22 protein-coding genes and 3 tRNA genes are annotated in these 23,468 nt (G+C 64.1%); 14 read left to right on the top strand and 11 right to left on the bottom strand.

The genetic code is table 11. The features are described from left to right. Positions 1-235 precede the first annotated feature (235 nt). Positions 236-1,114 carry a LysR family transcriptional regulator gene (locus tag B5X73_RS09270; protein ID WP_217699757.1) on the bottom strand — a complete coding sequence of 293 codons (879 nt, stop codon included), beginning with the start codon at positions 1,112-1,114 and terminating at the stop codon, positions 236-238. 148 nt (positions 1,115-1,262) lie between these two features. On the opposite strand from B5X73_RS09270, the gene B5X73_RS09265 reads away from it, so the two are divergent. The 3 genes from B5X73_RS09265 to B5X73_RS09255 all read left to right on the top strand — a co-directional run bounded on the left by B5X73_RS09265 (position 1,263) and on the right by B5X73_RS09255 (position 3,850). After that, positions 1,263-2,375 carry an S-(hydroxymethyl)glutathione dehydrogenase/class III alcohol dehydrogenase gene (locus B5X73_RS09265; protein WP_036113864.1) on the top strand — a complete coding sequence of 371 codons (1,113 nt, stop codon included), beginning with the start codon at positions 1,263-1,265 and terminating at the stop codon, positions 2,373-2,375. A gap of 9 nt (positions 2,376-2,384) precedes the next feature. After that, entirely contained in the window at positions 2,385-2,801 is a 417-nt protein-coding gene (locus B5X73_RS09260; RefSeq protein WP_036113861.1) for a ketosteroid isomerase-related protein, read from the top strand. A 62-nt stretch (positions 2,802-2,863) separates the two neighbouring features. After that, complete coding sequence (locus tag B5X73_RS09255) at positions 2,864-3,850, top strand: MBL fold metallo-hydrolase (protein ID WP_079521451.1); 987 nt, start codon at positions 2,864-2,866, stop codon at positions 3,848-3,850. A gap of 33 nt (positions 3,851-3,883) precedes the next feature. Here B5X73_RS09255 and B5X73_RS09250 read toward each other — a convergent pair whose 3' ends face one another. Next, positions 3,884-4,468, bottom strand: a complete 585-nt coding sequence (locus B5X73_RS09250; protein WP_079521450.1) for a CGNR zinc finger domain-containing protein — start codon at positions 4,466-4,468, stop codon at positions 3,884-3,886. 137 nt (positions 4,469-4,605) lie between these two features. Here B5X73_RS09250 and B5X73_RS09245 point away from each other — a divergent pair, with 137 nt between their 5' ends. Further along, positions 4,606-5,571, top strand: coding sequence for an alpha/beta fold hydrolase (locus B5X73_RS09245; RefSeq protein WP_079521449.1), 966 nt, complete (start codon positions 4,606-4,608; stop codon positions 5,569-5,571). 79 nt (positions 5,572-5,650) lie between these two features. Continuing rightward, the gene (locus tag B5X73_RS09240; protein WP_036113850.1) at positions 5,651-5,875 is read left to right on the top strand and encodes an RNA-binding S4 domain-containing protein; all 225 of its coding nucleotides are present in this window, start codon (positions 5,651-5,653) and stop codon (positions 5,873-5,875) included. 69 nt (positions 5,876-5,944) lie between these two features. Here B5X73_RS09240 and B5X73_RS09235 read toward each other — a convergent pair whose 3' ends face one another. From B5X73_RS09235 to lexA, 5 genes are all read right to left on the bottom strand, one after another. Further along, a complete protein-coding gene (locus tag B5X73_RS09235; RefSeq protein WP_079521448.1) occupies positions 5,945-6,235 on the bottom strand; it encodes a hypothetical protein in 291 nt (96 codons plus the stop codon). Positions 6,236-6,453: 218 nt separating this feature from the next. Next, the gene (locus B5X73_RS09230; RefSeq protein WP_254857264.1) at positions 6,454-9,591 is read right to left on the bottom strand and encodes an error-prone DNA polymerase; all 3,138 of its coding nucleotides are present in this window, start codon (positions 9,589-9,591) and stop codon (positions 6,454-6,456) included. Between the two features lie 8 nt (positions 9,592-9,599). Further along, entirely contained in the window at positions 9,600-11,009 is a 1,410-nt protein-coding gene (locus B5X73_RS21320) for a Y-family DNA polymerase (RefSeq protein WP_079521446.1), read from the bottom strand. Between the two features lie 73 nt (positions 11,010-11,082). Beyond that, positions 11,083-11,712 carry a translesion DNA synthesis-associated protein ImuA gene (gene imuA, locus B5X73_RS09220; RefSeq protein WP_036113845.1) on the bottom strand — a complete coding sequence of 210 codons (630 nt, stop codon included), beginning with the start codon at positions 11,710-11,712 and terminating at the stop codon, positions 11,083-11,085. A gap of 2 nt (positions 11,713-11,714) precedes the next feature. Continuing rightward, positions 11,715-12,341, bottom strand: coding sequence for a transcriptional repressor LexA (gene lexA / locus B5X73_RS09215; RefSeq protein ID WP_079521445.1), 627 nt, complete (start codon positions 12,339-12,341; stop codon positions 11,715-11,717). Positions 12,342-12,450: 109 nt separating this feature from the next. Between lexA and B5X73_RS09210 the strand changes: the two genes are divergently transcribed. The 3 genes from B5X73_RS09210 to B5X73_RS09200 are packed head-to-tail and all read left to right on the top strand — an operon-like array spanning position 12,451 to position 14,972. Next, on the top strand, positions 12,451-13,572 hold the full coding sequence (locus tag B5X73_RS09210) for an MFS transporter (RefSeq protein WP_036113839.1): 1,122 nt from the start codon (positions 12,451-12,453) through the stop codon (positions 13,570-13,572). Positions 13,573-13,584: 12 nt separating this feature from the next. Continuing rightward, positions 13,585-14,205 carry an HAD family hydrolase gene (locus B5X73_RS09205; protein WP_079521444.1) on the top strand — a complete coding sequence of 207 codons (621 nt, stop codon included), beginning with the start codon at positions 13,585-13,587 and terminating at the stop codon, positions 14,203-14,205. Beyond that, the gene (locus B5X73_RS09200; protein WP_036113833.1) at positions 14,202-14,972 is read left to right on the top strand and encodes a DeoR/GlpR family DNA-binding transcription regulator; all 771 of its coding nucleotides are present in this window, start codon (positions 14,202-14,204) and stop codon (positions 14,970-14,972) included. The genes B5X73_RS09205 and B5X73_RS09200 overlap by 4 nt, the downstream gene beginning before the upstream one ends. Before the next feature lie 96 nt (positions 14,973-15,068). Here the strand turns inward: B5X73_RS09200 and ppsA are convergent, their stop codons facing one another. Continuing rightward, the gene (gene ppsA, locus B5X73_RS09195) at positions 15,069-17,441 is read right to left on the bottom strand and encodes a phosphoenolpyruvate synthase (protein ID WP_079521443.1); all 2,373 of its coding nucleotides are present in this window, start codon (positions 17,439-17,441) and stop codon (positions 15,069-15,071) included. Positions 17,442-17,625: 184 nt separating this feature from the next. Between ppsA and B5X73_RS09190 the strand changes: the two genes are divergently transcribed. Together B5X73_RS09190 and B5X73_RS09185 are read left to right on the top strand one after the other, a co-directional pair. Continuing rightward, on the top strand, positions 17,626-18,441 hold the full coding sequence (locus B5X73_RS09190; RefSeq protein WP_036113827.1) for a posphoenolpyruvate synthetase regulatory kinase/phosphorylase PpsR: 816 nt from the start codon (positions 17,626-17,628) through the stop codon (positions 18,439-18,441). Positions 18,442-18,474: 33 nt separating this feature from the next. Then, a complete protein-coding gene (locus tag B5X73_RS09185; RefSeq protein ID WP_043693527.1) occupies positions 18,475-18,948 on the top strand; it encodes a DUF1249 domain-containing protein in 474 nt (157 codons plus the stop codon). A 153-nt stretch (positions 18,949-19,101) separates the two neighbouring features. On the opposite strand, the gene B5X73_RS09180 is transcribed toward B5X73_RS09185, so the two are convergent. The 3 genes from B5X73_RS09180 to B5X73_RS09170 form a co-directional block, all read right to left on the bottom strand. Then, positions 19,102-19,178: transfer RNA gene (locus B5X73_RS09180), tRNA-Asp, on the bottom strand. Between the two features lie 69 nt (positions 19,179-19,247). After that, a tRNA-Glu gene (locus B5X73_RS09175) sits at positions 19,248-19,323 on the bottom strand. An 11-nt stretch (positions 19,324-19,334) separates the two neighbouring features. Beyond that, a tRNA-Ala gene (locus B5X73_RS09170) sits at positions 19,335-19,410 on the bottom strand. A gap of 205 nt (positions 19,411-19,615) precedes the next feature. Between B5X73_RS09170 and B5X73_RS09165 the strand changes: the two genes are divergently transcribed. The 4 genes from B5X73_RS09165 to B5X73_RS09150 all read left to right on the top strand — a co-directional run bounded on the left by B5X73_RS09165 (position 19,616) and on the right by B5X73_RS09150 (position 23,436). Further along, a complete protein-coding gene (locus B5X73_RS09165; RefSeq protein ID WP_079521442.1) occupies positions 19,616-21,376 on the top strand; it encodes a cation:proton antiporter in 1,761 nt (586 codons plus the stop codon). A 166-nt stretch (positions 21,377-21,542) separates the two neighbouring features. Further along, complete coding sequence (locus B5X73_RS09160; RefSeq protein WP_079521441.1) at positions 21,543-22,325, top strand: FKBP-type peptidyl-prolyl cis-trans isomerase; 783 nt, start codon at positions 21,543-21,545, stop codon at positions 22,323-22,325. A 180-nt stretch (positions 22,326-22,505) separates the two neighbouring features. Then, on the top strand, positions 22,506-22,721 hold the full coding sequence (locus B5X73_RS09155) for a SlyX family protein (RefSeq protein WP_036113814.1): 216 nt from the start codon (positions 22,506-22,508) through the stop codon (positions 22,719-22,721). A 22-nt stretch (positions 22,722-22,743) separates the two neighbouring features. Next, on the top strand, positions 22,744-23,436 hold the full coding sequence (locus B5X73_RS09150) for a DUF2058 family protein (protein WP_079521440.1): 693 nt from the start codon (positions 22,744-22,746) through the stop codon (positions 23,434-23,436). Positions 23,437-23,468: the final 32 nt, after the last annotated feature.

Raw genomic sequence — 23,468 nt, 5'->3', positions numbered from 1 at the left:
TAGTCTTTCGTCATCGCCATATCGGCTTAATTTCTGAACTAACGAGTTTAGTACACGCCCTTTCTATGGGCGCCCTGGGACATTACAAGGGGTCTCAGGCATCGAATCGTTGGACAGCGCTTGTAAGGAAAAGGTTCAAACGATTTTCCGGTCGAGCCGACCGAGTACCTCTTTCGAACCCTTACCTGCGGCTTTCGTTCGCCGTTTCAGCCGTATCCGTTAACCCTAGTTTAACTCAAACGGGTGTTTGACGCCACGGGGGTGTTGCCAGCCGTTCAACAAGGAAGTCGGCGAGCTGGCGCACCTTGGGCGACAGGTGGCGGCTCTGGGGATAAACCAGCCAGACGGAGCCATGGTCATAGCGCCAACTGTCGAGCACGGACACCAGTGAGCCGTCCGTCAGGGCTTGCTCGACGTAGAAGTCGGGCAGCTGCGCGATCCCAAGTCCGCGACGGACAGCGTCGAGCAGGGCCTGCCCGGAACTGGCGCGATATCGGCCACGCACAGGTCGCTGTCGGGGCTGTCCGTGCTCGGCGAAGATCCAGTGGCTCGCCGACCCAAGCAGCAGGTTATGACTCGTCAGATCATCAGGGGTTGCCGGTGCGGGATGGCTGGCGAGATACGCGGGCGAGGCGACCACGAAGAGCCGACGCTCACCGAGACGGCGCGCCACCAGGTTCGAGTCAGGCAGCAACCCGGTGCGTACCGTCAGGTCGTAGCCCTCCTCGATCAGGTCGACCGTCCGGTTCGAGAAATCCATGTCCACGCCCAGCTGCGGGTGTGCGGCAAGGAATTCATTGACCAGCGGGGCAACGTAGCGTTCGCCGTAGGTGGTCGCCAGGCTGATCCGGAGGTTGCCGCGCAACCCGTCCTGAAAGTCGACAATCGCCTGATCGGCGGCATCGAAGCCTTCGAGGAGGTGTCGGGCGTGCTCGTAGTAAATACGGCCGGCGTCGGTGAGGCGGAGTTTGCGGGTGGTCCGGTGCAGCAACTGGGTGCCCAGCCGCTGCTCCAGCGCGCTGACCGCCCGGCTGATGAAAGCCGTCGAGAGGTCGAGGCTGCGGGCGGCAGCCGAGAAGCTGCCCAGCCGCACGACCTCGACAAAGGCGTCCATCCCATCCCATGCGCGCATCGATCTTTGCTCTCAGGTAAAAATGCTTCACGTGCCGGATGGCTAATCGATCGGGCGCGGCATGACTAAAATCCCCGATTCACCGGCGCTGGCGCCGGGTCCATCGTCATTGTAAGAGGAAGATCCGACCATGAAGTCTCGTGCCGCCGTTGCCTGGGAAGCAGGAAAGCCGCTGTCCATCGAAGAAATCGACGTCCAGGGCCCGAAGGCGGGCGAGGTACTGGTCCGCATCGTCGCTACGGGCGTGTGCCATACGGATGCCTACACGTTGTCAGGCGACGACCCGGAAGGCGCCTTCCCGGTGATTCTCGGGCACGAAGGTGGCGGCATCGTGGAAGAGGTCGGCGAGGGCGTTACCTCGCTGAAGCCCGGCGATCACGTGATCCCGCTGTACACGCCGGAATGTGGCGAGTGCAAGTTCTGTCTGTCGGGCAAGACCAACCTCTGCCAAAAGATTCGCGTGACGCAGGGCAAAGGGCTGATGCCGGACGGCACCTCACGTTTCTCGCTGGGTGGTAAGCAGCTGCTGCACTACATGGGCACCAGTACCTTCAGCGAATACACGGTCCTGCCAGAAATCTCGCTGGCGAAGATCAACAAGGACGCGCCGCTGGACAAGGTCTGCCTGCTCGGCTGCGGCATCACCACCGGCATCGGCGCGGTGCTGAACACCGCCAGGGTGGAGCCGGGTTCGACCGTCGCGGTCTTCGGCATGGGCGGCATCGGTCTCTCGGTGGTGCAAGGCGCGGTCATGGCGAAGGCCAGCCGGATCGTCGTGGTCGATACGAACCCCTCCAAGTTCGAGATGGCGAAGATGCTGGGCGCGACCGACTGCATCAATCCGCGCGACTACCCGGATACGCCGATCCAGCAGGTGATCGTGGACCTGACCGACGGTGGCGTGGACTATTCGTTCGAATGCATCGGCAGCGTCGATGTCATGCGCGCCGCGCTCGAGTGCTGCCATAAGGGCTGGGGCGAGTCGATCATCATCGGCGTCGCCGGTGCCGGTCAGGAGATCCGAACCCGGCCTTTCCAGCTGGTGACGGGCCGTGTGTGGCGTGGTTCCGCGTTCGGCGGCGTGAAGGGGCGGAGTCAGTTGCCCGGCTATGTGGACCGTTACATGGGTGGCGAGATCAAGATCGATCCGATGATCACGTATACGATGGGGCTGGAAGACATCAACCGTGCCTTCGACCTCATGCATGAGGGCAAGGCCATCCGCTCCGTCATTCTTTTCTGAAAAAAGCCGATGAACGAAACTCTCGACCTGATCCGCCGCTATTACGACGCCTTCAATCGTGCCGACTGGACCGCGATGCTCGATCTGCTCGACGAGCATGTGGCACACGATATCAATCAGGGCGGCCGGGAATCCGGCCGCGCCCGCTTCGCGGCTTTCCTGGAGCGCATGAACGTGAGCTACAGCGAGCAGCTGAAGAACATCGTCGTGATGGCGAACGCGGAGGGTACGCGTGCGGCCGCCGAGTACATCGTCCACGGTGAGTACAAGGCGACCGACGAAGGGTTGCCCTTTGCTCAGGGCCAGTCTTACGTTCTGCCGGGTGGTGCCTTCTTCGATGTCGCGAACGGCCGGATCACCCGCGTGAGCAACTACTACAACCTCGAGGACTGGCTCGCCCAGGTCCGGCGCGTCGAGGTGGACTAGGCCTTGAACGAGGCGAAACGGGCCGCAGGTCTTTCTGCGACCCGTTTCCGAGCACGCCACGCATGGCATGGACCAATCCGTTTCACGATCCCTCGAAGCCTCATCACACCGCGGAGGGATTCCGTAACCTCGAACCGGAAACGCGTCCACCGGATGGCCTCAGGCGCTGGCGAAGGGAACGCAAGGAGCAAGGCCTGCCCAAGCCGCCCGAGGGCGGTTACGAGTCGTTCTCACGCCGCTGGTGGCAGGGTGCGGATGTGTCAGGTGACGCCGATGCGGCCTGGTGGCTGGGGCATGCCACGGTCCTCGTGCGCAAGGCGGGGCTTACGGTCCTGACCGATCCGGTGCTCAGCCGCCGCGCTTCGCCGCTGTCGTTTCTCGGGCCAGCGCGCCGCACCGTGGCACCGGTGGATGTCGCATCGCTGCCGGCGATCGATGTGGTGGTGATCTCTCACAATCACTACGACCATCTCGACAAGGCGACCGTGCACGCGCTCTCGCGGCGCTTTCCCGATGCCGTCTTCCTGGTGCCGCTCGGCCTCAAGCGCTGGTTCGATCGTCAGCGTATCGGCAACGTACGGGAACTGGACTGGTGGGCGACCACCGACGTGCGTGGCGCAACGTTTACCTTCGTCCCCGCGCGGCACTGGAGCGCAAGAACCTTGTGGGATCGCAACCGCTCACTTTGGGGTGGCTGGGTGATGGCTCATGAGGGCTTTCGTTTCTGGTTCGCCGGCGACACGGGCTACTCGGACAAGCTGGCCGAGATCGGCCGTCGCGCCGGGCCGATCGATCTGGCGGCCATTCCCATCGGAGCCTACGCACCGCGCTGGTTCATGCATGGCCAGCACGTGGATCCGGCCCAGGCCGTGCAGTTGCATCGGGAGATCGGGGTGCGGCGCTCCATCGCCATTCACTGGGGCGTTTTCGAACTGGCGGACGATCCGCTGGACGAGCCGCCGCGATTGCTCGGCGAGGCGCTGACGCAGTCGGGCCTGTCCGCGGACGACTTCATGCTGCTGCCGATCGGCGGACGCACGTCGCTCTGAGTTTTCGCTCTGAGCCCCGTCGCGAGACGGGGCTCAGCCGCGTTTGCGGGCGCGGAAAGCGGCGACTTTCATCCGATTGCCGCACATTGCCTGACTGCACCAGCGGCGGTGGTGTGACTTCGTGCGGTCGTGAAACCACAGCGTGCAATCGTCGCTCTCGCACTGGCGGACCAGGTTGAAATCGGCCTTCACCAGGAGGGACGCGATCGCCTCGGCAACGGGCAACAGGGCGGCCACGGGGCCGTCCGCGCGCTGGCGATCGATAAGCGCGGGCGCTTCGCCGGTCGACCAGTCGAGCTGACGATAGGCACTGCTCTGCGCGAGAACCGCGTTCAGCGGCTCGGCATTGCCATGCTCTCCGCGTTTGCGCAGAGCGACCAGATCGCGGGCGTTGTCACGAAGGACGCGGGCGGACGCCAGCAGCGTATCCGCCTCTTCCCCTGTAAGGGGTGCTGGCGGCAATCCGGCGGCGGAGAGCCAGTCGTACAAACCCTGCACGGTTTGAAAATGGTCGTGCCGCGCTTCTCCGACGCCATAGCTGCTGTTGATGAAATCCAGTGCCAGGTCGTCGCCGACAAAGTGAGGCGCGGGCGAGTTGTGGTCGGTCGGGGTCTTCATGAATGAGTCCGCGTGGCGTGGTGTGCATTGTAACTTGCAAAGTAGCTATTGACCAGTTACTCATATCTGAGTAACCTTCAAAAAATCAACTAACAAGTTACATCCTCGCCTCACGACCGCCTGCCCGGAGAATTCTCATGCATTTCAGAACCCTGCTAGCCAGCAGCATCCTGTCCGTCGCCGCCGTCGCCGCCGTCGGCGGGGCGACCGCGGCGCCGTCTCCGTCGACGGTCGACACCACCGTTCACTACCGTTTCGCCGAGGCGGACGGCGTCAGGGTGTTCTACCGCGAAGCCGGCGACCCAAGGGCTCCCACGGTCCTGCTGCTGCACGGCTTTCCCACCTCGTCATTCATGTACCGGAATCTGATCCCGCTCCTCGCCGATCGGTACCATGTGGTCGCGCCCGATCTGCCGGGCTTCGGGCTGACCGAGGTGCCTGACGGTGCGCGGTACACGTATACGTTCGATCGTCTCGCCACCACCGTGGATGCTTTCACCCAGACGCTGGGCCTGAAGCGCTATGCCATCGAGGTCTTCGACTACGGCGCACCGGTGGGCTGGCGCCTCGCGGCCGCTCATCCCGAGCGAATCACGGCGATCGTTACGCAGAACGGCAATGCCTACGAAGAGGGCCTGAGCACCGGCTGGAATCCGATCCAGACCTATTGGAAGGAGCCGACGGACGCTCACCGACAGGCCTTGCGCGAGTTCCTGACGCTGGATGCCATCAAGTGGCAGTACACCCATGGCGTCGCCGATCCGACGCTGATCGCGCCGGAAACCTATGCGCTGGATTTCTCGCAGGTGTCCCGCAAGGGCAATGCGGATATCCAGCTCGACCTGTTCCTGGACTACAGGAACAACGTCGCGAAGTATCCGTCGTTTCAGGCCTATTTCCGGAAATACCAGCCGCCGCTGCTCGCTGTGTGGGGAAAGAACGACCCCTTCTTCCTGCGGCCGGGGGCGGAGGCGTTCAAGCGCGATCTGCCCCGGGCCGAGGTCAGGTTCTACGACACGGGCCACTTCGCGCTGGAGACGCATGGCGCGGAGATCGGGGCGGAGATCCGCCGTTTCCTCGACCGGGTCGTGCCGCGCGATTGACCCGGGAGATCGGCGATTTCGTTCCCGGGTGGCCGGGAGTGTTCTAATGGCGCACCGATACTGAAGCGAAGCCACCGTCATGCCGTTCCATGAATTCCGCCTCGAAGGCGACTATGTCGAACTCAACCTGCTACTCAAGCTCACCGGCATCGTCGCCAGCGGTGGCGAGGGCAAGCATCGGGTCGCCGACGGTCTGGTTGCCGTGGACGGGGTGACGGAGATGCGCAAGACCTACAAGGTGCGTGCCGGGCAGGTCGTGACGATCGGCAGCGACGAGATCAGCGTCCTGCCCGAAATCGACTGACGTTTTTGTCGCATGCATAAAAAAAACCGGGGCCGTGAGGCCCCGGTTTTTTGCGTTCCGGAAAGGGAATTACATGCCCGAGCTGGACGACTTGGCCGGCTCGGTGCCGGTCGTGGTGGCGGCCTTCTTGTGCTTCTTGTGGGTCGACTTCATCGCACCACTGGAATCGGCAGCCTTGGAGTCGCCGCTCATCGAGCTGTTGCTGTCCATTTTCATGGAATCGTTGCTGGTATGCGTCTGCGACCCGGCGGTGGAGGCCGGCGTGGGCGCGGGCTTCGAAGCAGCGTCCTGAGCCATGGCGGTACCGCCGAAAGCCATACAGCCAGCCAGCATCGCGACGATCAGTTTCGTGTTGCGCATGACGAAATCTCCTGGAACTTATGGCGCCTTGGGGAAACATTGCGAAGCGCGGCGCATGCGCATCGCTCACCGGTAGACCGGACCTGACGGGTTTAGCAAACGCTATCGCGTTTTCACTGAACGTTGCTCCTGCAAAGCAGCAATTTCTCGGGGAACCGTTCAGCCGAAAATTAGCGTCTATTAAGTGACGGCAAGGGTCGTGGGGCGTGAGGGGGGTGTCAGTGAAAATCGCGGGAGACGGATCCCAGTTGCGGAAGCAGGTCGCTGAAGTCATGCAGGCGGCTGGCAACGAGATGGCGCACGCCCCCGATCGACTGCCACTGGCCGTCGACCGCCAGCAATACCGCGTCCAGCAAAGCCTGACGGCAGGCTTCCGCCACCCTGGGCCGCACGATCACATTCACCTGTCCGGTCTCGTCCTCGAGCGTGACGAAGGTGATGCCACTGGCCGTCTGGGGGCGCTGACGCACGGTGACGAGACCGGCGTGTCGCAGCCAGATGCCGTTGCGTTCGCCTTCGAGGTCGCGCGCCCGCCGGACCCGACGCGCCTGCAAGTTCTTGCGAATCAGCCCCAGCGGATGAGCGGTGAGTGAAAGGCCGACCGTGGCGTAATCGGCGAAAACATTTTCGGCAGTCGTCGGAGGGCGCAGCGTGGCGTGTTCCTCGGCAACCGTATCCAGCAAGGGCAATGTCCGTTCGATGCCTGAGCTTTCCCAGCGGGCGCGGTGTCTGTGACCACTGAGCACACGGAGTGCGCCGGCATCGGCGAGGCGTTCGCGTTCGAAACGGTTGAGACCCGCGCGGCGGGCCAGATCGGCGAGATCGCGCAGTGGCGAGGCTTCCCGTGCACTGACGATGCGCGCGCCCAGATCGGCCGACAGGCCGGCGATCTGGCGCAGGCCCAGGCGCAGGGCGAAGCGATCGTCCTTCCATGGTTCGAGCGTGCAGTCCCAGTGGCTGGTGGTCACATCGGGCGGCCTTACTTCAAACCCGTGGCGGCGCAGGTCCGCGACGAGTTGCGCTGGCGCGTAGAACCCCATCGGCTGGCTGTTGAGCAGGGCGCAGCAGAAGATCTCCGGATGGTGACATTTCAGGTAGGACGAGGCGTAAGCGATCAGAGCGAAGCCGGCCGCGTGCGATTCGGGAAAGCCATAGCTGCCGAAGCCCTGGATCTGGTCGATGATCTGCTGGGTGAACTCCGGGGTGTAGTTGTTCTTCGCCATGTTGCGGCGGATCTTCGGCTCGAATTTCTGCAGCCCCCCGCGTCGTTTCCAGGCGGCCATCGAACGGCGCAGGTCGTCGGATTCGCCGGGCGAGAAATCCGCCACCACCTGCAGGATCGCCATCACCTGTTCCTGAAAAATCGGTACGCCCAGCGTACGCTCCAGCACCGGCCGTACGCCGTGTTCGTAGTGGATCTCCCCGGGCGGCAGCTGTCGCCGCTGCAGGTACGGATGCACCATGCCACCCTGGATCGGACCCGGGCGAACGATCGCCACCTGGATCACCAGATCGTAATAGCAGGCCGGCTTCAGACGCGGCAGCATCGACATCTGTGCGCGCGATTCGATCTGGAACACGCCGACGGTATCGGCCCGCTGAATCATCGCGTAGGTCGGACCGTCGTCCATGGGGATGTCGGCCAGGCGCCGGTAGTCGATACCGCGATGCGTACGCAGCATGTCGATCGCCTTGCGCATGCAGGTGAGCATGCCCAGTGCCAGACAATCCACCTTGAGCAGTTTCATCGTCTCCAGGTCGTCCTTGTCCCACTGGATGATGGTGCGGTTATCCATCGCCGCGTTCTCGACAGGCACGAGGTAATGCAACGGCGTATCGGAGATAACGAAACCGCCGACGTGCTGCGACAGGTGACGTGGCATGCCGCTGAGTTCCTGCACCAGTACCACCAGCTGACGGATGGTACGACTGGCGATGTCGAAGCCGCGCTCCTGCAGGCGCTGGATGATGGAGACCTCGCCATGCGCATGGGAATACGCATGACTGAGCTGGTCGAGCTGGTCTTCCGAAAGACCGAGCGCACGACCCACATCGCGTGCGGCGCTCTTGGGCCGGTAGCTGATCACCGTGGCGGCGAGGGCGGCGCGCTCCCGGCTGTACTTGTCGAACACGTACTGCAGGACTTCTTCGCGACGCTCGTGTTCGAAATCGACGTCGATGTCCGGCGGCTCGTCGCGTTCCAGGGAGATGAATCGTTCGAACAGGGTGGTGATCTGGTCGGGATTCACTTCGGTGATGTGCAGGCAGAAACAGACCACCGAGTTCGCCGCCGAACCGCGCCCCTGACAGAGGATCCCGCGTGAACGCGCAAAGCGCACGATGTCCTGCACGGTCAGGAAGAAGGCCTCGTAGCGCTGTCGGGCGATGAGGTCCAGTTCCTTCTCGATGCGCTCGACCAGCACGGATGCGACGCCATCGGGCCAGCGCAACGCCGCGCCTTCATAGGTGAGCTGGCGCAGCCAGGCGGCGGGGTCCTTGCCTTCGGGAACCAGTTCCCGGGGGTAGACATAGTTGATCTTGCGAATGTCGAAACCGATGCAGCGTGCGGCGACGACGGCGGTCTCGTCCAGCATGTCGCGCGGGTAGATGCGGTCGAGCGTCTCGCGCCGGCGCAGATGGCGTTCTCCGTTGGGAAACAGATCGTGGCCCGCCTCGGCCACCGTGCGGTTGAGACGGATCGCTGTCATGACGTCCTGCAGGGCGCGCCGGCGACGCAGGTGCATGTGTACATCGCCCGCCGCGACGCAGCGCAGGGCGTGGCGCGCGGCAAGGTCGCGCAACGCGGCCAGTTCGGCCTCGTCGTGCTGGGACCGGTGCAGTTCGACCGCCAGCCACGCGCGGCTTTTGAAGTGCGTTGCCACCCATGCCGCCCGGCTCTCGTGTGTCGCCATGCCGGTCGCCGCCAGCGGGCCGGGCGCCCAGAGCAGGCACAGTCCGTCGGCGAGATTCTCCAGATCGGCACGATGCAGTTCGTAATGGCCCTTGGTTGCACGTCGCCGTCCCAGTGTGATCAGCCGGCACAGCTCGGTGTAGCCGTTCTGGTTTTCGACGAGAAGAACGATGACGGTGCCGTCGGCGAGTCGAAATTCGCTGCCGACGATCATCGGCAAATCGACTTCGAGTGAGGCCTCGAGACCTCGAACGATGCCTGAGAGCGAGCATTCGTCGGTGATCGCCAGTGCGGTGTAGCCGATCTCCCTGGCCCGCTCGAACAGCTCGCGTGCGCTCGATGCGCCGCGCTGGAAACTGAAATCGCTCAGCGCATGCAGCTCCGCATACGCCGGGACGTCGACATCCCCATCATTGGCGGGCAGTGGAAGTACGAGAGGCAGCACGTCGGGACCTACGCGAACCAGCCGTGCAGCATCCAGCCGTCGAGTGTGCCGGGCGGCAGGTAAGCCCAGGCTTGCTGTCCGTTTGCGGTGCGCACGATGTAGTAATCGCGTCGCGTGTCTTCGCCGTCCCACCAGCCGCTTTCGATCCGTTCGGGGCCGGCCAGTACGGCGGTGGGCTCGGGACGCATCGGCAGGGGTCGCGGCAGGAGCCATAAGGGACGACGTCGGCGTGGCAGTGGAACCGTGCTGTCCGGTGTGCCGTAACGCATGGCGCGTTCGGGCCGATGGTCGGCCACGAGCGCGATCTGCCGAAGCGCGGCGTCGCCCAGTCGCGCCCGCAAACGTTCGTCGAGGGTGGGCCAGTCGAGACCATCGCCGCGGACCGGTTCGAACAGGTCGCGTACCGGTGGACGGAATACCGGCAGTTCTTCGGCATCCAGTTCGATGGCGCGAGCCGGTGCGGGTAACACGGTGCGCTCGAGACGCGTGCGGGCCAGTTCGAACAGGCGCTCCGCGTCGCGTTGCGGCGCGGCCATGGCGACGACGACGCGTGTCGTGGCACCGCGTGCATGCTCGAGCGTCAGGGTGAAACGCTGTACGCCGCCATCCCGTGCCGCGAGCAGATTGGCCAGCGCACGGGTGAGGCGCCGCAATGGAAAGAGCAGGGGCTGACTGCCATCCAGTTCGCTGTCGAACTCGATCCTCTGCTGGAAGTTGGCGGGTGGCTGCCAGGCGGCCAGGGGGTGGGTGGCTTGCCCGCGGATGCGATCGAGCCAGTTCACGCCATCGCGGCCGATGCGCCGGGTGAGTTCCGGGCGAGGGAGGCGAAAGACCTCGTCGAGACGACGAAAGCCCATCGCGTGCAGCGATTTCACCGTGGTTGCCGGCAAGCCCGCCCGATCGAGCGACAAGGCGCCCAACATGCGTATGACGCCTTCGCGCTCGGGCAGCACCATGCCGTCCGCATGAGCGGCGAACACCCATGAGGCGGCCGGGAAGGGAGTGGCGGCCATGGTGTGTGCATGACCTTGCTCGCTAAGGCCATGGCACAGTCGTTCCGCCAGCACGGGCCAGCCGTCGAACAGACGCAGACTGGCACCCAGTTCCATGAGGATGGCGCCTGGCGGGACCAGGCTGACATGACCACTGAACTGGTAGCACCACGCGGCGAGTTCGGCGAGCAGGCGCGCCTCGGCCTCACGGTCGCGAGGGCGCACTTCCAGGGCGGGGCAAAGCGCGCGTGCGGCGGCGAGGCTCTGCCCACGGCGCACACCGAATGTGCTGGCCTCCGGATTGGCGGCGGCGATCAGGCGCTGGCGCGCACGGGTATCGAGCAAGGCGGAGGGGCCTGCCTCCGGTGTCGCGGCAAAGGCGGCGGAGAACGCCAGACCGGGAAAACGGAGACAGGCCCAAAGCATGGCTGCGTATAAGAAGCGACGACGGAGCGTCCGTCATGACGGCGAGCGGGACGCGGCGTCATGACGGTTTCCATCAGGCTCGCATGCGCAGCAGCGGAGCGGTGGTGGTCAGCAGCCCTCGCGACTTGAGGACATCCACATAAGTGGCCTCGTCGCTGTTGCTGACCTTGAGGCGTAGTGCCGCCGGGCTGTTCTGCTCGGCGTGCCCGGCCGGACGGAAGATCATGGCGCAGGCGTCGCCGCTTTCGGCGGCCAGCTGCAGGCGACGCAGACTGCGGTAATCGATGTCGGGCAACCAGCCGACCACGGCGCCGCAGCAACCGGAACGCAGGCACTGCTCCATGCTCCATGCGGCCTCGGTGCTGCCCGCATGGATTTCGTGCAGGAAGCGCAGGTCGACACCGGCCGCCGCCAGCGCGGGCGCATAAGGCAGGTAGGGCGGTGCGACGAAGATCACGCGACGGTGTTCCTGGGTGAGTGCGGCAAGCGCGGGCATCACCAGATCGAGCTCGCCCAGCCCATCGTGTTCGAACAGGATTTCGCTCAGCGCGCCTTGCGGCCAGCCCCCGCCGGGCAGTTTCTGGTCCAGGGAGGTCCAGCCGGTGGACAGCGCACGTACGCGCGGCTGACGGTCAGCGGAACGGCGCCAGATACCGGGATGGTCGAGCACCTGGGCGAGGGTCGGAGTGGCAATGGCGTTCATGGTCAGGTCCTGCGGATGATGCCGACGTAACGCCCTTCGATGGCGAACGCATGGCGACGGGGGTCGACTTCGATCGGGCTGAAGTCGGGGTTTTCGGGCAGCAGCAGAAGACGGCCGCGCTCGTGCCTGAGGCGTTTGACGGTGACTTCGTCGTCCAGCCGGGCGACCACGATCTGGCCATCGGTGGCGGTGGCGGTCTTGTGGACGGCGAGCAGGTCGCCGTCGAGGATGCCGGCGTCGCGCATGCTCAGACCCACCACGCGCAGCAGGTAATCGGCGCGCGGACGAAACAGGGAAGGATCGACCTCGAGCTGCGATTCGATGTTTTCCTCGGCCAGGATGGGCGAGCCGGCGGCCACGCGACCGATCAGCGGGAGGTCGTTACCGGCGGCGGTACGCATGATGGCGGCGTTGCCGGCCGAAAGGCGCAGGCCACGATGCTGCGGGGAACGTTCCAGCACGCCCTTGCGGACCAGCGACTCGACGCAGGCCTGTGCGGAGCTGTGGCTGGGGAAGCCCAGGGCATCGGCGATTTCGCGCAGCGTGGGCGGCAGGCCTTGCGTCTGCAGGTATTCCTGCAGAAATGCGAGGGTCTTTTGCTGACGCTCTGTGAGGGTAGGTGTCGACATGTGTACATTTGTACATAGGTCAGGCAACCGGTGCAAGAGGGGTGCGCTCTATTGCACGTTTATGCATGATTGAATACATTGATGCGCATTCCTCGTCCCCGGAATTTGCATGAAGCCTGTACGCGCTACCCGATTGATCTTCCTGTTATCCGGCATCGGCATGGCCAGCTGGGCACCGATGGTGCCCTACGCCAAGGCTCGTCTGGGTCTGGACGATGCCACGCTGGGCCTCGTTCTCTTGTGCATGGGGTGCGGAGCGACAGCGGCGATGCCACTGGCCGGTTTCTTCAGCCATCGCTTCGGCCACCGCGATGTGATCGGCGTGAGCGGACTTCTCGTCTGCCTCGCCTTGCCCTTGCTGACCCTCGCGCCGAATGTCTGGTGGCTTGGCGCGGCGCTCCTGTTTTTCGGTGCATCCCTCGGTGTGGTCGACGTCGCCATGAATGCGCATGCGGTCGACGTCGAGAAGCAGCAGGGCAGGCCGATGATGTCGGGCTTCCACGGGCTTTTCAGCGTCGGAGGTCTGGCCGGCTCCGCCGGTATGGCGGCCTTGCTTCGGTTCGGTGCGCCATTGACCGGCAGTGCCATCGCGGTCTCCGTGCTGATGCTGCTCATCGTGGGTACCCAGTGGCGACACTTCCTTGTCCGGCACGACGATGGCTCGGGCGACGTGCATGCGGGCTTCCGTATGCCGAGTGGCGCCGTCTTCCTGCTTGGCTTCCTGTGCATGGTCGTCTTCCTTGCGGAAGGCGCGATGCTCGACTGGAGTGCGGTATTCCTGCGCTTCTCGCGTGGTTTCGATCCTTCCGTGGCTGGCCTGGGTTACGCGGCGTTCTCCGTCGCCATGGCGATCGGGCGCCTGCTGGGCGATCGCATCACGGCCTCGCTGGGAGCGACCACCATCGTGCGGATGGGCAGCCTGATCGCCGCGGCCGGCTTCTTCCTTGCCACGCTGTTGCCCTGGGGCCCCGTCGCCTTGCTGGGTTTCGTCCTGGTCGGTATCGGCGCGTCGAACATCGTGCCCGTCCTGTTCAGCGCGGCGGGGCGGCAGAAGAACACCTCGCCGGGTATCGCCATCGCCACGGTCACCTCGCTGGGGTATGCGGGGATGCTGGCCGGGCCCGCGGTCATCGGTTTCGTCGCCCACGCCAGCAGCCTTTCGATCGCCCTGGCAGGGGTCGCCAGTCTGCTCGTCGTGGTTTCCCTTTGCGCCTCCATCGTGCGCCGTTGAACGGAGTTTTCCATGCATAAGAAACGCGATGTCGTGATCTTCGATTTCGGCGGTGTCCTGATCGACTGGAACCCGCGTTACCTCTATCGCAAGCTGTTCGGTGACGATGAACAGGCGATGGAAACCTTCCTTGCCGAAGTCACCACGCCGGAATGGAACCTGCGACAGGACGCGGGTCGTTCATGGGATGAGGCGGTTCGCCTTCTTACCGATGAGCATCCCACCAAGGCCGAACTGATCGCCGCCTATCAGCACCGCTGGGAAGAAACCCTGGGCGGTGCCATCGACGACAGTCTGCACATCCTCCGCGAGCTGAAAGAGGCGGGTCATCCGCTGTATGGCCTGACCAACTGGTCGCACGAGACCTTTCCGTTCGCGCGGGAACGCTTCGATTTCCTGGCCCTGTTCGACGGCATCGTCGTGTCGGGCGAAGAGGGCATGATCAAGCCCGACCCCAGGCTTTACCAGACACTGCTCGAGCGATATGACATCGATCCGGCGACGGCCGTCTTCATCGATGACAACAAGGCCAATGTCGACGCCGCCGACGCCCTGGGCATCCATGGCATCCATTTCCACACGCCGCGTCAGTTGCGCGACGAACTGATTGCCCTGGGTTTCCTGTCGGCATGAATGCGTCGGTCGACATTACGCTGCCTCGCGAGCGTCAGCAGCTGATCCTCGAGCGTCTCCGACGCGACGGGAAAGTCGTGGCGGCGGAACTCGCGCAGGAATTCCGGGTGTCGGAAGACTCCATCCGGCGTGATCTGCGCGATCTGGCGGGGCAGGGTCTGTGTCGGCGCGTTTACGGTGGCGCGTTACTGGCGGTGAGCATTCCGCCGCTGGGCGAGCGCCATGCGGAGCGTACGGAACTGAAGCGGGCGCTTGCACGTACCGCGATCGGTCTGGTCGGTAGCGGCCAGATTCTTTTCATCGACGCCGGCTCGACCAACACGGTTCTGGCGAGGATGTTGCCGGAGCACCATGACCTGACCGTGGTGACCAACGCCCCCGACGTCGCCCTCGCGGTGCTGGGACGACCCGGTTTCGACGTGATCCTGCTCGGCGGCAAACTCGATCCGGCCATCGGTGGCGCGATCGGCTCACGTACGGTGCGACAGGCGCAGGATATTCGCGCCGATCTGTGTTTCCCGGGCGTCTGCGCCATCGATCCGCAACGCGGCTTATGGACGTACGACGAGGAAGAAACCGTCTTCAAGCAGGCGATCATCGAGGCGAGTGGTGAGACGGTGGCGATCGCCACCCCGGACAAGCTGGTGGCCTCGGCGACACATCACACGGCGCCGATCAGCGGCGTCTCGCATCTGGTGGTGGCGGCGGATACGGATCCGGCAGTGGTGGAGCGGTATCGGGTGGCGGGCGTGACGGTGCACCTGTAATCGTCACCAGGTACGGCTCCCACCGGGGTGTGATCGCCCGGTGGGAGCCAAGCCTGCTGGCGACGCCTTTTCCTGACTAAGGAAAGAATCGATCCATCAGCCAGCCTTCTTCCTGGCCAGTCGCAGCCACGTATCGACCACGGTATCCGGATTCAGCGACACCGACTCGATGCCCTGTTCCATCAGCCACTCGGCAAGGTCCGGGTGATCAGACGGGCCCTGGCCGCAGATGCCGATGTACTTGCCCTTGGCCTTCGCGGTCTTGATCGCCATGGCCAGCAGCTTCTTCACCGCCGGGTCGCGCTCGTCGAACAGGTTGGCGACGATGCTTGAGTCGCGGTCGAGGCCGAGGGTCAGCTGGGTGAGGTCGTTCGAGCCGATCGAGAAGCCGTCGAAGATGTCGAGGAACTCGTCCGCCAGCAGGGCGTTGGAAGGGACCTCGCACATCATGATGACCTTCAGGTCGTGCTCGCCCTGGACCAGGCCGTTCTTGCGCAGTACCTCGATGACCTTGCGGCCTTCGTCCAGCGTGCGGACGAACGGAATCATGACCCAGACGTTGGTCAGGCCCATGACCTCGCGCACGTATTTGGCGGCCTTGCACTCCAGTGCGAACGATTCGGCGAAGTCCGTCGAAACATAGCGGCTGGCGCCGCGATAGCCGATCATCGGGTTTTCTTCGTGCGGCTCGTAGCGCGAACCGCCGAGCAGACCCGCGTACTCGTTCGACTTGAAGTCGGACAGGCGCACGATCACCGGCTTCGGGTAGACCGAGGCGGCGATGGTCGAGATACCTTCGGCGAGGCGGTCGACATAGAAGGAGACCGGATCCTTGTAGCCGGCGATGCGCGCGTCGATCCGGGCCCTGGTCTCGGCATCCTGCTTGCCGTACTCCAGCAGCGCCCTGGGATGCACGCCGATGTGGCTGGCGATGATCATTTCGAGGCGGGCCAGACCGATACCCGCGTTCGGCAGCATGCCGAAGTCGAAGGCGCGCTCGGGGTTGGCCACGTTCATCATGATCTTGAGCGGTGCTTCCGGCATCGCACCGAGGTCGGCGGTGATGCGGTCGAACTTCAACAGGCCTTCGTAGATCGTGCCGGTATCGCCTTCGGCGCACGAGACGGTGACTTCGGCACCGTCCGGGATCGACTCCAGCGCATTGCCGCAACCGACCACCGCGGGCACGCCCAGCTCGCGGGCGATGATCGCCGCATGGCAGGTACGACCGCCGCGGTTGGTGACGATGGCCGCGGCACGCTTCATCACCGGCTCCCAGTCGGGGTCGGTCATGTCGGCCACCAGCACGTCACCGGGCTGCACCTTGTTCATGTCGGCCAGCGACCGGATGACGCGAGCCTTGCCCGAACCGATCTTCTGACCGATGGCGCGGCCTTCGGTCAGGACCTTGCTCTTCTCGTTGAGCTGGAAACGCTCGAGCGTGGTCGCGTGCGAGCGCGACTTCACGGTCTCGGGGCGGGCCTGCACGACGTAAAGCTTGCCGGTATTGCCGTCCTTCGCCCACTCGATGTCCATCGGGCGGCCGTAGTGCTTTTCGATGACGAGGGCCTGGCGCGAGAGCTCCTCGACGTCGGCATCGTCAAGGCAGAACCGATGACGCAGCTCGGCCGGGGTTTCTTCGATGCGCACGCGCTCGCCGGGCTTATCGGAATAAACCATGCGCTGCTGCTTGGCGCCCAGGCTGCGGCGCAGGACGGCAGGCTTGCCTTCCTTGAGCGTGGGCTTGAAAACGTAGAACTCATCCGGGTTCACCGCACCCTGGACCACCATCTCGCCCAGACCGTACGAGCCGGTGACGAAGACGACGTCACGGAAGCCGGATTCGGTGTCGAGCGTGAACAGTACGCCCGACGCACCGACGTCCGAGCGGATCATCAGCTGCACGCCGGCGGACAGGAAAACGTCCTCGTGCTTGAAGCCCTGGTGCACGCGATAGGCGATGGCCCGGTCGTTGTACAGGGAGGCGAAGACTTCCTTGACCTTATGCAGTACGTCGTCGATGCCGACCACGTTGAGGAAGGTTTCCTGCTGGCCGGCGAACGAGGCGTCAGGGAGATCCTCGGCCGTGGCGGAGGAACGCACGGCCACGGCGATGTCGTCGGCGCCGGCATCCTTGCAGAGCTTGATGTAAGCGTCGCGGATGGCCTGCTCGAGGTCGGCGGGCAGGGCGGTGTCGACGATCCAGCCACGGATTTCCTTGCCGCCGCGAGTCAGTTCATCCACATCGTCCACGTCGAGCGTGGCCAGGCGCTCCTGAATCCGCTTCGCGAGGCCGCTCTTTTCGAGGTAGGTCTGGAAGGCGTCGGCCGTGGTGGCGAAGCCACCCGGTACGGAGACACCCAGTTTCGCCAGGTTGCCGATCATCTCGCCGAGGGAGGCGTTCTTGCCACCCACCTTGCCGAGGTCGGTCATGCGTAGCGCGTCGAGCCAAAGTACCAGGTCGCTCAAAGGAAGTTCCTCACATCGGTTGGGCGGCGGGCCGCGCTGGAAAAATCGGCGCATTGTCGCGGTGGTATGGTCTGGCTGACAAGCGGCGATGCACAAATCGCCCGCGATAATGCGGGGTGGATGGTTATGAAGACGTATTGGTCTTAAGGTGGCGGTCACGGAACCAACCCAAGGAAACCGTTCGATGCGGCGTACCGTCTTCTTCATTTCCGACTCCACCGGCATTACGGCCGAGACCATCGGCAACAGCATGCTCGCCCAGTTCGACGGCGTGCAGTTCGATACCCACCGGCTGCCCTTCATCGACAACGCGCAGAAAGCCGAGGCCGCTTCGCTGCGGATCAAGACCAAGTACGCCCAGGACGGACACCGCCCCATCGTCGTCAATACGATGACCTCGAGGGCACTGTGCGACATCGTGGCGGGTAGCGGCGCGCTGATGCTTGACGTGTTCGCGCCTTTCATCGAGCCGCTCGAGGCGGAACTGGGGGCCAAGCAGTCGGGTGCGGTGAATCGCTCCCATGGTCTGGTCGATTTCGAGCGTTACGAGGCTCGCATCGAGGCGACCAACTACGCCCTGGCTCACGACGATGGTCTCGACGTGGACTACAACCAGTCCGATGTCGTGCTGGTGGGCGTGTCGCGGTCCGGCAAGACGCCGACCTGCCTCTACATGGCCTTGCATTACGGCGTCTGTGCCGCCAATTATCCGCTCACGGACGACGATCTCGACAAGCTGGAACTGCCGACGCGCCTCCGCCCCTATCGCAGCCGGCTCTTCGGGCTCACCATCGACCCGGTCCGCCTGGCGCAGATCCGCGAGCAGCGCCGTCCCGGCAGCCGCTACGCCACGTTGAAACAATGCCGCTGGGAACTGGAGCAGGCCGACAAGGTGATGCGGCGGGAGAACATCCCGGTCCTCAACACGACGCACACCTCGATCGAGGAAATCTCGAGCAAGATCTTCGAATACCTGGGGATCGAGCGACACATGTATTGACCGAGCCACGGTTTACGGAGACCCGCCCACGTTATGACCGCCGTCATCGACCGCCCAACGCCGCTGATCCCGGGACGCTTCGAGTTCCTGATGGGTCTGTATGCGGAGAACTACCACCGTCTGGCGCGTCTGTTCGCGCCACAGCGGCTGACGCCCGGCCGGTACATTTCCGATGTGGACGATGGGCTGAAGGTGCGGCTGGACGTGCAGGAAAAGCATCCGTACACGCTGGAGCTCGAGCTGACCTATGACTTCGTCGACGAGGTCACCGGGCAGCCGTCGCCGTCCGCGCAGCTGCGCATGTACACGGATGCCCACGTGGCCGAAGCCATGCATTGCCATCCCGGTCGTAAGCTGTCGCAGGTACTGGGGCCGTTTCCGGCGGCACATACGGTGTTTCAGCATCGCCTGAGGATGAACGGGTTCCTCAGCCGCTGGCTGGAATACCTGGCCGAGCAGGGCCATTCGATCGGGACGCTGGCGCGTGTCGACGACCCGCTTCCGTAGGAGCGCGCCTCGCGCGCGAAAGCTTTTCGCGACGAGATCAGGTTGTGTATGTATCGAGGGGAGAAACCGGTCGCGCGCAGGCGCGCTCCTACAGTTCCGGAGAAATTGCAGGCAAAAAAAATCCGCCAGATGGCGGATTCCTTTTAGAAGTAATGGCGGAGCGGACGGGACTCGAACCCGCGACCTCCGGCGTGACAGGCCAGCATTCTAACCGACTGAACTACCGCTCCACACTACGTTCCAACTCTTCCAACAACTACCAACTTCTCCGTCCATTCACTTCCTGGCGGACCAGAAAGTGGCGTCCCCACGGGGATTCGAACCCCGGTCGCCACCGTGAAAGGGTGATGTCCTAGGCCTCTAGACGATGGGGACGTCTTAGAAGTTGGTGGAGCCAGCCGGGATCGAACCGGCGACCTCCTGCATGCCATGCAGGCGCTCTCCCAGCTGAGCTATGGCCCCCTGCTGGAAGCCGCAAAGATTACGTCCGACCCGTCGCTTCGTCAAGCATTCGTTACACTTTTTTTGAATTTATTTTCGACGAAATCAGAATGACGAGGTGCAGCAATCACTTGCGTGTGTCATGCATCGATCGCCGTTTTGGCTGCCGCGTCCCTCGATCACGAAACACGGGTTAACCTGTCTGTTCGCACACACAGGGACAAGCATGCACGGCATCGTTTTCATCCAGGATCTCGCCACGGTGATGCTCGTCGCCGGACTGACGACGGTTATTTTCCAGCGTCTCCGGCAGCCGGTCGTGCTTGGCTACATCATCGCGGGTTTGTTGATCGGGCCGCACACGCTGCCGGTGATCTTCATCCACGACGAACAGACGATTCGAACGCTGTCCGAACTGGGCATGATCCTGCTGCTGTTCGCGCTCGGTCTCGAGTTCAGCCTTAAAAAGCTGCGCGCGGTCGGCGGCGCGGCACTGGTGGCCGCGTTCTCCGAAATCGTGCTGATGGTCTGGATCGGTTACGAGATCGGCCGGTTCTTCGGCTGGTCGGCGATGGATTCGATCTTCCTGGGCGCGATGCTTTCGATCTCGTCGACGACGATCATCATGAAGGCGCTCGAGGACCTGGGTCTCAAGCGCGAGCGCTTCGCACAACTCATGTTCGGGATCCTCATCGTCGAGGATCTGCTCGCCATCGTGTTGATGGCCTTGCTCACCGGTATCGCCAGCACCGGCGGCGTCGAGGCCGGGCAGGCCTTCGCCGCGATCGGTCGCCTCGGTCTGTTCATGGCTGTCTCGCTGGTGGTCGGACTGCTGCTGGTGCCGCGCGTCGTCGACTACATCGCACGGGTCAGCCGCAACGACGTGCTGCTGGTCGCCGTGCTGGGTATCTGCTTCGGTTTCTGCCTGCTGGTCACCGAAATGGGCTACAGCGTGGCGCTGGGGGCTTTCATGATCGGCGCGATCGTCGCCGAGTCGGACAGCGTGGCGCGCGTCGAGCGGATCATCATGCCGGTGCGCGACATGTTCAGCGCGATCTTCTTCGTCGCTATCGGCATGCTGATCGATCCGGCGCTGCTGGCGCAGTACGCGTGGCCGATCACCATCGTCACCATCGCGGTCGTCGTGGGTAAGGTCATTACGTGCAGTTTCGGCAGCTTCGTGGCCGGCAACGATGGCCGCACCTCGCTGCGGGTCGGCATGGGGCTGGCGCAGATCGGTGAATTCTCCTTCGTCATCGCGTCGCTGGGTCTCACGCTCAAGGTCACGAGCAATTTCCTCTATCCCGTCGCGGTGGCGGTCTCCGCCATCACGACGTTCCTTACGCCCTATCTGATGCGCGCGTCCGATCCGCTGGCGAGTTTCCTCGCGCGCAAGCTGCCGTCACGGGTGACCGGCGTGTTCGGCGCCTATACGGAGTGGATGGGCAGCCTGGGCCTGCAGGGGCAGGGCGCCATCGTGATGAAAATGATCCGCCGGCTGGTCTGGCACGTGATCATCAACACGGCGCTGGTGGTCGCGGTGTTCATCGCCGCGGCCTTCGCCTATCGCCGGGGCTTCCTCCATCTGGACATCGTCAGCGCCGATGCGACCGTTCAGCGCACTCTCGCCTGGTCGCTGGCGGCGCTGGTCTCGCTGCCGATGATCGTGGCGACCTACCGCAAGGCCGAGGCGCTGGGCATGCTCCTGGCCGAACTGTCGGTGCCCGACCGCTTCGGCAGCCGGACCTACCGGATCCGGGCGATCCTGGCCCGCATCGTGCCTCTCATGTCCATGCTGATCATGGGTTTGCTGGTGGCGGCGCTGGCCTCGACGATCCTGCCGCCGCGCGAGGTCGCGGGGGTGCTGATACTGGTCGGCATCGGCCTGGCCTGGCTGCTCTGGCGGGTGCTGGTGCAGGTGCACGCCCGGCTTCAGGCGGCCCTTCGCGACACCCTGGACAAGCCCGGCCAGGACCACCATGAGTGACCCGTGTCCCGTTTTTTGAAAGGTTTCTGAACTTTCCATGTGAAACCTTGTCTTTCGACCCGTCATTGCAAGCAGGACGCGAACCACCGCACAATGGCGATTCTGCCTCCACAAGGAGGTGTAAACCGGCGGCGTCGCCGAATCTTTCCAAGAGAGGGAGTATTCAATGAAGCACTTTTTGCGTCCCACGATGACGGCCGTCGCCCTGGCGGTTGCGCTGGGTACGGCTGCGGGCGCATCCGCCCAGGCCGCCAAGCCGGCTGCCTCCGCGGCACCGGTCGATAAGCAGAAGGCCAGCTACGTCGTGGGTTGGGACCTTGCCAGCTCGCTTCCGCCGCTCGTCGCGAAGGAAGTGGATGCCGCCACGGTAGCCAAGGCTCTGCAGGCCGCCCTGTCGGGCCAGAAGCCGACCATGTCGGAGGCGGAAGCCAAGTCCGTCCGTGAGGCCTTCGTGGCCCAGCTGAAGGTCAAGGCCGAGGCTGAGTACAACAAGGTCGCGACCCAGAACAAGACCGAAGGCGACGCCTTCCTGGCGAAGAACAAGTCGGCTCCGGGCGTGAAGGTCACGGCCTCCGGCCTGCAGTACCAGGTCGTCCAGGCCGGTACCGGTCAGCGTCCGGGCCCGAACGACACGGTCAGCATCAACTACACCGGTACGTTCGTGAACGGCGAGAAGTTCGACTCCTCGGCCGACCACCAGCCGCCGGGTGCGGCCCAGATCCCGCTCGCCGCGGTGATCCCGGGCTTCCGCGAAGGCCTGCAGCTGATGCAGACCGGCGGCAAGTACAAGCTGTTCATCCCGTCGAACATCGCTTACGGCGCCAAGCCGGAAAACGGCTTCCCGCCGAACGCGACGATCATCTTCGACGTCGAACTGCTGAAGACGGGTCCGACGCCTGCTGGTCAGGGTCCGGGCGCCGGTCCGGCTCCGGGCGCGGGCGGCAAGTAAGCCCCAGCCGTACAAGCGACACCCGAGGGCGCGGAGCAATCCGCGCCCTTTTTCTTTGGCCCGGTTTCTTTGATCCGCGGCACCGGCGGATTACAATCGACTGTTACCACATGCTCGCCTGAGCTTCCTGGAGCCGCATGAACGCCTCGATGTCCAGATTCCGACTCGCGGAACGCCGCCGTGGCTGACCACGACGACGATCGCCTGACCGAGCTCGAGGTGCGCCTCTCCTTCATCGACGACACGGTGAACGGACTTTCTTCCGCCGACACGGAAATCGCCCGGCGACTGGACCGGCTGGAGCGCGCGGTGCGCGACCTTCGCTCGGATCTGGTCAACATGCGCACCGGCGTTGGCAGCGACGCGGCGAACGAACCGCCGCCCCCGCATTACTGAAACACGGAACGAGTCTTACCGAATGGCAGAGTCCCTGCGCGACCAGTTGTTGAAGAGCGGCCTCGTAAAGGAAGTCCGCGAAGAAAAGCGTGCGTCCACGCCGCCACCGAAGCAGGGTGGCGCGAGCGGTCAGCCTTACGCGGGCAACAATCCGCGTCATGGTGGCAAGCCGAAGCAGGGGCAGGGTGGCCGACCTCAGGGTGACCGCGCCGGCGGCGGTAAGGGCGCGGGAAACAACCGTCCGCAGGATGGACGACGCGGACAGGCTGCTGGCCGGCCGCAGAACGCGAAGCCGGCACGCACCGATGGCGAGATGGATCTGGCCAGGGCCTATGCCATTCGCGCGCAGACGGAATCGGCCGAGCGTCGCAAGGCGGAGGCTGAAGCCGCTGAAGTGGCGCGCCTGCGTAAGGAAAAGAAACGCAAGGTGGAAGAGTTGCTCAAGGGTAAAGCGCTCAACCTGGCTGACGCCGATCAGGTGCGTCACTTCCCGTACGGTGAAAAGATTCGTCGCGTGCACGTCGATGCCGCGCAGCTCACCGCGATCAACGCGGGCGAACTGGGTGTCGTCCAGCAGGGCGGTCGTTACCTGGTAGTCGACAAGGCCGTCGTTGACGCGCTGCGCGAGCTCGCGCCGGAGTTCATCGCGTTGATGGTGGATCCGGATGCGGTGAGCGAGGCGGATGACGGCGTGCCTGACGATCTGATGTGGTGATTCGGGGGTGAGTCGGGCCGCTTGCGCGGCCC

The organism is Luteibacter sp. 22Crub2.1 (assembly GCF_900167995.1).
In the GTDB taxonomy this organism is placed as follows: domain Bacteria; phylum Pseudomonadota; class Gammaproteobacteria; order Xanthomonadales; family Rhodanobacteraceae; genus Luteibacter; species Luteibacter mycovicinus.
This window is presented reverse-complemented; position numbering and strand designations above follow the sequence as displayed.

Excerpts from the sequence above, each read along its gene's own strand:
- B5X73_RS09270 (WP_217699757.1), bottom strand. The coding sequence starts at position 1,114 with ATGGACGCCTTTGTCGAGGTCGTGCGGCTGGGCAGCTTCTCGGCTGCC.
- B5X73_RS09265 (WP_036113864.1), top strand. The coding sequence starts at position 1,263 with ATGAAGTCTCGTGCCGCCGTTGCCTGGGAAGCAGGAAAGCCGCTGTCC.
- B5X73_RS09260 (WP_036113861.1), top strand. The coding sequence starts at position 2,385 with ATGAACGAAACTCTCGACCTGATCCGCCGCTATTACGACGCCTTCAAT.
- B5X73_RS09255 (WP_079521451.1), top strand. The coding sequence starts at position 2,864 with ATGGCATGGACCAATCCGTTTCACGATCCCTCGAAGCCTCATCACACC.
- B5X73_RS09250 (WP_079521450.1), bottom strand. The coding sequence starts at position 4,468 with ATGAAGACCCCGACCGACCACAACTCGCCCGCGCCTCACTTTGTCGGC.
- B5X73_RS09245 (WP_079521449.1), top strand. The coding sequence starts at position 4,606 with ATGCATTTCAGAACCCTGCTAGCCAGCAGCATCCTGTCCGTCGCCGCC.
- B5X73_RS09240 (WP_036113850.1), top strand. The coding sequence starts at position 5,651 with ATGCCGTTCCATGAATTCCGCCTCGAAGGCGACTATGTCGAACTCAAC.
- B5X73_RS09235 (WP_079521448.1), bottom strand. The coding sequence starts at position 6,235 with ATGCGCAACACGAAACTGATCGTCGCGATGCTGGCTGGCTGTATGGCT.
- B5X73_RS21320 (WP_079521446.1), bottom strand. The coding sequence starts at position 11,009 with ATGCTTTGGGCCTGTCTCCGTTTTCCCGGTCTGGCGTTCTCCGCCGCC.
- imuA (WP_036113845.1), bottom strand. The coding sequence starts at position 11,712 with ATGAACGCCATTGCCACTCCGACCCTCGCCCAGGTGCTCGACCATCCC.
- lexA (WP_079521445.1), bottom strand. The coding sequence starts at position 12,341 with ATGTCGACACCTACCCTCACAGAGCGTCAGCAAAAGACCCTCGCATTT.
- B5X73_RS09210 (WP_036113839.1), top strand. The coding sequence starts at position 12,451 with ATGAAGCCTGTACGCGCTACCCGATTGATCTTCCTGTTATCCGGCATC.
- B5X73_RS09205 (WP_079521444.1), top strand. The coding sequence starts at position 13,585 with ATGCATAAGAAACGCGATGTCGTGATCTTCGATTTCGGCGGTGTCCTG.
- B5X73_RS09200 (WP_036113833.1), top strand. The coding sequence starts at position 14,202 with ATGAATGCGTCGGTCGACATTACGCTGCCTCGCGAGCGTCAGCAGCTG.
- B5X73_RS09190 (WP_036113827.1), top strand. The coding sequence starts at position 17,626 with ATGCGGCGTACCGTCTTCTTCATTTCCGACTCCACCGGCATTACGGCC.
- B5X73_RS09185 (WP_043693527.1), top strand. The coding sequence starts at position 18,475 with ATGACCGCCGTCATCGACCGCCCAACGCCGCTGATCCCGGGACGCTTC.
- B5X73_RS09165 (WP_079521442.1), top strand. The coding sequence starts at position 19,616 with ATGCACGGCATCGTTTTCATCCAGGATCTCGCCACGGTGATGCTCGTC.
- B5X73_RS09160 (WP_079521441.1), top strand. The coding sequence starts at position 21,543 with ATGAAGCACTTTTTGCGTCCCACGATGACGGCCGTCGCCCTGGCGGTT.
- B5X73_RS09150 (WP_079521440.1), top strand. The coding sequence starts at position 22,744 with ATGGCAGAGTCCCTGCGCGACCAGTTGTTGAAGAGCGGCCTCGTAAAG.